The 5,298-nt window shown below is 37.0% G+C and carries 9 protein-coding genes; 4 read left to right on the top strand and 5 right to left on the bottom strand.

The window, feature by feature from the left end; translation table 11 throughout:
- Together C7B62_RS24345 and C7B62_RS24340 are read right to left on the bottom strand one after the other, a co-directional pair.
- Positions 1-856: aldo/keto reductase (locus C7B62_RS24345; protein WP_106243827.1), on the bottom strand; the 856-nt coding region annotated here is incomplete at its 3' end.
- Positions 857-1,207: 351 nt separating this feature from the next.
- Positions 1,208-1,597, bottom strand: coding sequence for a nuclear transport factor 2 family protein (locus tag C7B62_RS24340; RefSeq protein ID WP_106243824.1), 390 nt, complete (start codon positions 1,595-1,597; stop codon positions 1,208-1,210).
- A 58-nt stretch (positions 1,598-1,655) separates the two neighbouring features.
- Between C7B62_RS24340 and C7B62_RS24335 the strand changes: the two genes are divergently transcribed.
- The 3 genes from C7B62_RS24335 to C7B62_RS26360 all read left to right on the top strand — a co-directional run bounded on the left by C7B62_RS24335 (position 1,656) and on the right by C7B62_RS26360 (position 2,621).
- Positions 1,656-2,021 (top strand): transposase, encoded by a 366-nt coding sequence (locus C7B62_RS24335; RefSeq protein WP_106243820.1) that lies wholly within the window; start codon positions 1,656-1,658, stop codon positions 2,019-2,021.
- 48 nt (positions 2,022-2,069) lie between these two features.
- Complete coding sequence (locus C7B62_RS26365) at positions 2,070-2,378, top strand: hypothetical protein (RefSeq protein ID WP_199194367.1); 309 nt, start codon at positions 2,070-2,072, stop codon at positions 2,376-2,378.
- A gap of 102 nt (positions 2,379-2,480) precedes the next feature.
- Positions 2,481-2,621, top strand: a complete 141-nt coding sequence (locus C7B62_RS26360) for a hypothetical protein (protein ID WP_199194366.1) — start codon at positions 2,481-2,483, stop codon at positions 2,619-2,621.
- 51 nt (positions 2,622-2,672) lie between these two features.
- Here the strand turns inward: C7B62_RS26360 and C7B62_RS24325 are convergent, their stop codons facing one another.
- Together C7B62_RS24325 and C7B62_RS24320 are read right to left on the bottom strand one after the other, a co-directional pair.
- Positions 2,673-3,422, bottom strand: coding sequence for an alpha/beta hydrolase (locus C7B62_RS24325; RefSeq protein WP_106243817.1), 750 nt, complete (start codon positions 3,420-3,422; stop codon positions 2,673-2,675).
- A 188-nt stretch (positions 3,423-3,610) separates the two neighbouring features.
- The gene (locus C7B62_RS24320; RefSeq protein ID WP_106243832.1) at positions 3,611-4,315 is read right to left on the bottom strand and encodes a LuxR C-terminal-related transcriptional regulator; all 705 of its coding nucleotides are present in this window, start codon (positions 4,313-4,315) and stop codon (positions 3,611-3,613) included.
- A gap of 132 nt (positions 4,316-4,447) precedes the next feature.
- Here C7B62_RS24320 and C7B62_RS24315 point away from each other — a divergent pair, with 132 nt between their 5' ends.
- Positions 4,448-5,137 (top strand): DJ-1/PfpI family protein, encoded by a 690-nt coding sequence (locus tag C7B62_RS24315; RefSeq protein WP_106243814.1) that lies wholly within the window; start codon positions 4,448-4,450, stop codon positions 5,135-5,137.
- A gap of 37 nt (positions 5,138-5,174) precedes the next feature.
- Here C7B62_RS24315 and C7B62_RS27290 read toward each other — a convergent pair whose 3' ends face one another.
- Positions 5,175-5,279 (bottom strand): helix-turn-helix domain-containing protein, encoded by a 105-nt coding sequence (locus tag C7B62_RS27290; RefSeq protein ID WP_370304191.1) that lies wholly within the window; start codon positions 5,277-5,279, stop codon positions 5,175-5,177.
- Positions 5,280-5,298 lie beyond the last annotated feature (19 nt).

Here is a 5,298-nt window from a genome sequence, read left to right as displayed (position 1 = left end):
TTCTTGCACCAATAATTGGAATTACGCCTTTACTCAGTAACCAACTTAAAGCGACTTGTGATGAACTTTTGCCTACTTGTTGAGCGACTTTATCTACTTCTTGAGCGATGGTAGTATTGCGATCGCTTTTATCAATAAAACCTTCCATCATTTCATTATCTAATCTGCGTTCTTCTTTATTTCCATTCTCTTTGGTATATTTACCTGTCAGCCAGCCACTAGCTAAAGGTGACCATGCAGTCACACCAATATCTAAAGTCCGCGCCATTGGTAATAGTTCTCTTTCAGGGGCGCGTTGAATCAAACTATATTCAATTTGTAAGCCGATAAACTGCGTCCAGCCTCGTAATTCGGCTAAGGTATTACACTGAGATACTACCCAAGCAGGAGCATCAGAAATACCGATATATAAGACTTTTCCTGCTCGAACTAAATCGTCAAACGCTCGCATTACTTCCTCAGCAGGGGTCATAAAATCCCAAAGATGCAGCCATAAAATATCGATATAATCAGTATTTAAACGCTTGAGGCTAGCTTCTACCGACTGCACCATGTTTTTGCGCTGATTTCCGCTACCATTAGGATTTCCATCACCAAAACCGTTAGTATATTTAGTGGCTAAAACAACAGCTTCTCTTTCGTGAGCAATAAATTCACCGAGAAACTTCTCACTCGTACCATTAGTATAAACGTTGGCAGTATCGATAAAATTACCGCCAGCTTCGCGGAAAACGTCGTAAATTCTCTTACTTTCTTCTTTGGACGAACCCCAACCCCAGTCTTCACCAAAGGTCATTGTTCCCAAACAAAGTTCAGATACTCTAAGTCCACTTTTTCCGAGTAGTTTGTATTGCATAGTTCTTGTTTCTCTATTTCTAAACTCTATATGTTCAATTTACAGAAATCGAAAAATTATTTCTTGAAAGCTTTTGAGCCATTTTTTGAAGATTCTTGCTCAATCACTTAATTCGCGATTAGCGGGACTTTGACAATTTTTACCTATCAAAAAGGGGTGAAAGCCTTGCCAGACGCCGAATTTACCTCGAAGAGGTAAATTCGCCTGAAACCCAGATATATTAAGGATTTAGTTATTTTGAGGTTAAACCATTAATACATGAGGCTTTCACCCCTTTTTGAACCTAGTTTTTTGTCAAAGTCCCATTAGGCTTCGCCTACGCTTGGCGATCGCAAATTACAGCACTTTAAGTTAATCAGCCATAGCATTCCAGATACTTTTAGTATCGGCAAACATCCGAAAACGAGCAATTTTACCATCATGCAGATCGTAAATATGAGCAGCAGCAGCACTCATAGATTTACCAGAAAGGCGATCGCGTCCCGAATATTTACCTATTACAATTATCGAATTGCCTGCATCTAAAATTTCTTCAATGTGATAAGCAAAGTCTGACCATTTATCATTATTCGCTTTAAAAACCCCTTCAATAACTGCGGATGCACCCTTATATGTAGCACCACCTGGAAAGCCTTTGTTTTGAATCCACTCGATATCTTCTATGCTAAGGCGTAAAAATGTATCATAATCTTGTTCGCGGAATGCTTGATACAGTTTTTTGACTACTTCAATATTATTCATTATTGACGTTGATTATTTTTGTTATGTTGAGTTGGAGATAATTACAGAAATTCAAGATATGCCAGAAACCACACAAGTAATTCAGGATTATGTAGCAGCTTGGAATAGTTCAGACTCAGAAGAAAGAGTGATTTTAATGACAAAAGTTTTGGCTGAAAACTGTCTTTATGTTGACTCTCACTTACCAGACACTATTACAAGTAGAGAATTACATTGTCAATTTATCGATCGCTTTCGCGAAAAGTTTCCCGATCTTAATTTAAATTTAGCTTCTGACCCAGATAGTCATCATGGTTATTTTCGATTTGCTTGGCAAATGGTTAAACCTAATGGCGATCTTTTTACTCAAGGAAGTTTTTTCGGCGAAATTGACGAACAAGATCGAATAATGAAGTTAGTTGGTTTTGTGGATGAAAGTAAATAGCCTTGATATATCTGAATTAAAGTGTTTGCTGAAAATAATAAATATATTATGCTATCAGATGTTATCCTGATTGGCCCGATGAATGCTGGCAAATCTACTATTGGAAAACTGCTTGCTAATTATTTTGGTATCCCACAATGTTCGATGGATGACTGGCGATGGCAATACTATCAAGAAATCGGCTATAACGAAAATTTAGCCAAACAGAAACAGCAACTTGAAGGTTTCTGGGGAGTTCAACAATATTGGAAATCCTTTGAAGCCTATGCAGTCGAAAGACTACTAACAGACCAACATAATTGCATAATTGATTTTGGGGCTGGTCACTCAGTATATGATGACAATCATCTATTTTAGAAGGTTCAACGAGTTTTAGATCCTTATCCTAACGTTTTTTTGTTACTTCCTTCACCCGATCAAGATGAGTCAATACAAATTTTGAACGAACGTAGTGAATTAATGTCAGATGAGCGTCTAGAGATTAATGAGTATTTTGTTAGACATTCCTCAAATTATAAATTGGCAAAGTATACGGTATACAGCAAAGCAAAAACACCAGAGGAAACTCGCAATGATATTTTAAAAACATTAGGTGTTTAGTGTCAAACGATTTTTAAACACAATTAAATGTTTTTGCATTCAAAGTTTAGATTACTGTTTTCCACAAAGCGATCGCTGTTTTTTACAAATCTGATGGTAAAGTTTTCTCGACAAAAGTAGTTGGCGATCGCGATCGGTATAATATGGTGCTTGATACATAACTGCATTCTTATCTGTCATACTCGCAGCAGGTACTAAAGATAACTCTCCTGTGGCTTCGTATTTAGACTGTGCTTTTCGACTAGTATCAATTAAACTTTGGACTGACTCTTTACCGCCATAGACTTCGTTAACAATTTCCTGGTTATGTAACCAAGGCGCAACCAGGGCGATCGCTTTAATGTCTTCACTTTGCACTGCTGCATCTGCCATATATCCTGCACTGGCACATATTCCCAACCCAGCAATTTTATTCCCATCTACTTCTGGGCGTATGCTTAGATAATTAGCAGCAGCAATAATATCTTGAGTCTTATTAGCAGGATTTTCTAACTGACGCTCTTTTCCACCCGATTCTCCCCAATTGCGGAAATCAAAAGCCAAAACTGCATAACCGCGATCGGCTAATTCCTCGGCGTAGGTTGCAGGCATTTGTTCTTTTACCGTTGTCCAAGCACCAGTCACCACAACACCAGGTAATTTAGTTTCTTCTTGATAGTCATCGGGAAGATAAAGATTACCAACTAAATTTTGATTATTACTGGTAAAGTTAACTTTTTTTATTTGTGCTGCGATCGCATCATCTATTAGAGATAATTGCAGTGTAGCAACGGTAGCAGTAGCTAAAAGTAGATTTTTCACAGTTTTGCTTCTTAGTTTTTAAACCTTATATGTTCAATTTACAGAAGCCGAAAAAATATCTCTTGAAAGATTTTGCTTGGTTTTTTGAAGATTCTTGCTATTTTAGTAGGAACATGTTTTCGCGCTTTGCTGTCCCTTATTAGCTATTTACTTAAGTGATATTTAAAGCTAAAAGCTCTTTTAGTAAATTAAATCAGCAAATCTTTTAATTGTGCTACCATCTCAGTCCTAGAAGAAACTTCTAACTTACGAAACATCTTTTTCAAGGCTTGTTTCACAGTATTTTGACTAATCCATAATTCCTGACCAATCTCTCCATTAGTTAATCCCTTAGCCACTAAACTAGCAATTTGAATTTCTCGCTTAGTTAAAAGCATTATCGACAGATTCTGATTACCTCTAAAATGAGATAAGTTTGTTCCATAGCTTGGGTTACGGATAATAGCCAAACAAGCAGATAAATGAAGACAAACAGCACTCAAATTACTCAAATCTTGTGTGTTAAAAGCGGGTGTATCCCCAACACGGGCAAAGTTAATCGTTCCTATTAATTTACCATTACCGACAATCGGGCCAGTCAGAATATGCTCGTGATCGCCCTCAATGCAGCATTTTTGATAAAGTTGGCTTTGCTTCCATGTTCCTTTGGGTAAGACTAATTCTTCGTGGGCTGGAGCGTGATATTCTTGAACGTACCTGAGTACAGGATCGACAGATTTACCAATTTGTTGATATTTTTCTACAAAGCGATCGCTAACTCCACAAACATCACAACTAATTAAATTATTATCTTCATCTACTAGATATATACCCCATCGTTGCACTCCAAAATATTGACTAATATCATCCATCACTCTGAATCTTAATTCGGCTTCAGTTGATGCAGTTGCCATTTTTTGGAATAGGGAATGCAAAATCATAATCGCACTTAAATTCAAAGTCTACCCACTTGGGTACTATTCAGACTGATAACTTTTCTTTAGGATCGTCTCAGATCAAACAATTTCTTACAATACTCAAGCCTAATGAAACAAATCAATATTGGCTTTTTAGTCTATTCCGATGTCGTTCAATTAGATATAATGGGGGCTTATCAGGTTTTGTCTTTTTCACCCAATGCAACACTACATTTAGTCTGTAAAACTCTAACTCCAATTCTCAGCAGTGAGGGTTTAATAATTACACCGACAACAACACTAAGTAATTGTCCCACATTAGATGTTATTTGTGTTCCTGGTGGAGGAATGGGACAAGTTGAAGTAATGAAAGATGAATCAATTCTCAGCTTTTTACAACAAAAAAGTACCGCCGCTAAGTATATAACTAGTGTTTGCACTGGTTCGTTAATCTTAGCAGCAGCCAACCTTTTACAAGGATATAAAGCTACTTGTCATTGGGCATTTCAAGAACAATTAGCTTTGTTAGGAGTTGAAGTTATTTCTGAAAGAGTAGTAATAGATCGCGATCGCATTACGGGGGCTGGCGTTACTTCAGGAATTGATTTTGGTTTAACTTTGCTCAATTTACTTTGGGGAGAAGATCTGGCTAAAATGGCTCAATTAATGATGGAATATAATCCTCAACCACCTTTTAATGCAGGAACCCCAGAAACAGCAGGAGAAAAGATAGTAGAGCCATTGCTACAATTGGGAAAACCTCTAATAGAAGCATTTTTACAACAAACTCAAGCAACTATGTCTAGATTAAAACGATAAGATAAGATTTCATCTTGACTCTTACTATCGCTTAAAATCACTTTTTTCGATATTGTTTAGGAGTTAAACCCTCAATTTTTTTAAACACACGGGAAAAATGCGCCTGATCTGAAAAGCCACAGTTAAAAGCAATATCCACCATCAATTTACGAGGATTATTG

The organism is Pleurocapsa sp. CCALA 161, from assembly GCF_003003995.1.
In the GTDB taxonomy this organism is placed as follows: Bacteria; Cyanobacteriota; Cyanobacteriia; order Cyanobacteriales; family Xenococcaceae; genus Waterburya.
Note: the sequence above shows the minus strand (reverse complement) of the source record. Positions and strands in the feature narration are given on the sequence as shown.

Bases quoted from the DNA above. Each gene is read 5' to 3' on its own strand.
- C7B62_RS24340 (WP_106243824.1), bottom strand. From the start codon at position 1,597: ATGAATAATATTGAAGTAGTCAAAAAACTGTATCAAGCATTCCGCGAA.
- C7B62_RS24335 (WP_106243820.1), top strand. From the start codon at position 1,656: ATGCCAGAAACCACACAAGTAATTCAGGATTATGTAGCAGCTTGGAAT.
- C7B62_RS26365 (WP_199194367.1), top strand. From the start codon at position 2,070: ATGCTATCAGATGTTATCCTGATTGGCCCGATGAATGCTGGCAAATCT.
- C7B62_RS26360 (WP_199194366.1), top strand. From the start codon at position 2,481: ATGTCAGATGAGCGTCTAGAGATTAATGAGTATTTTGTTAGACATTCC.
- C7B62_RS24320 (WP_106243832.1), bottom strand. From the start codon at position 4,315: ATGGCAACTGCATCAACTGAAGCCGAATTAAGATTCAGAGTGATGGAT.
- C7B62_RS24315 (WP_106243814.1), top strand. From the start codon at position 4,448: ATGAAACAAATCAATATTGGCTTTTTAGTCTATTCCGATGTCGTTCAA.
- C7B62_RS27290 (WP_370304191.1), bottom strand. From the start codon at position 5,279: ATGGTGGATATTGCTTTTAACTGTGGCTTTTCAGATCAGGCGCATTTT.